Origin of the sequence: Vibrio sp. HI00D65, from assembly GCF_001635455.1 — a bacterium.
Taxonomy (GTDB): Bacteria; Pseudomonadota; Gammaproteobacteria; order Enterobacterales; family Vibrionaceae; genus Vibrio.
Window position 1 is genome coordinate 1 of record NZ_LWEH01000180.1, and the last position, 983, is coordinate 983.

Here is a 983-nt window from a genome sequence, read left to right on the forward strand (position 1 = left end):
TAAGGTGTGCCTGGCTTCTTTAGGAAAGAGATAGCATCAGTATTTACCACATTGATGTTGCCTGCTTTGAGCTCTTTAGCATTATCAGAAAGCTGCTTAGCGGCATTTTGATTCATTTCGAGCAGTGTCACCATTTTTGCTTGGCGAGACGCAGCTTCAAAGCCTAAACCACCAGAACCTGCAAATACGTCTAAGCAGGTCGAATTTGGGATATCTTGTGCAACCCAGTTAAAGAGTGTCTCTTTTACTCGGTCAATGGTTGGGCGTAAGCCTTCTAAATCATGAACGGGCAGCTTTCTGCCTCTCCATGAACCACTAATAATTCGAACAAAGCCACCGGAAGGCTTTTTTTGTGATGTGTTTTGCTGGCGACGTCTTACCATAGATTTTTTGACCGCTAATAAAGTGATACTATACGAGCCCAATTTAAGTTGGTTCGAGTATTAAATAAATTTGCAATGACAAAGTGTATCAAGCTAAAAGCAAACTTATCACTGCTTTGTCATTTTTCTTTACTATTCGTTTGTACAAGCTTGTATTGTATAACAATAGCAAAGAGTCGACGTGCATTAAGCCAATACAGCTAATTAGTAGATCTAGGAAACTCCTCTGATGACGGAAAAAAAGAAGCGCGGATTATTATCGTGGCTTGGTTTTGGTGAAGAAGAACAAAGCCCAAAAACTCAGAATGAAGCGAACGTAGAAAACGTTGAAGATCAAACTGAAGTTGAATCACAAGTCGAGGCTGAACCAGTCGCGCCTGAAGCGGAAGCTGCTCAGTCAGTAGAAGCGAAGCCTGATGAGTCAGAGCAAGCTCTGGAAGAGACTCAAGATGAGCAACAGCCTGTCGCAGCAGAAGCAGAAGCAGAACAGGAACAAGAAGTTACTTCTCAAGCTCAGGTTGAAGAAGTACAAGAGAAGCCGACAGAAAGTTTCTTTGCTCGCCTAAAGCGTAGCCTGAGCCGCACTAAAGCAAACATTGG

Annotated in this window: 1 protein-coding gene and 1 pseudogene; one reads left to right on the plus strand and one right to left on the minus strand. The window is 42.7% G+C overall.

Annotated features, from left to right (window positions below; genetic code table 11):
- Positions 1–383, minus strand: a 383-nt coding sequence (gene rsmD, locus A3712_RS14585; protein ID WP_063524040.1) for a 16S rRNA (guanine(966)-N(2))-methyltransferase RsmD, incomplete at its 3' end; no start/stop codon positions are given.
- A gap of 229 nt (positions 384–612) precedes the next feature.
- On the opposite strand from rsmD, the pseudogene A3712_RS14590 reads away from it, so the two are divergent.
- Positions 613–983 (plus strand): annotated as a pseudogene (locus tag A3712_RS14590) (signal recognition particle-docking protein FtsY); the annotation flags it as partial.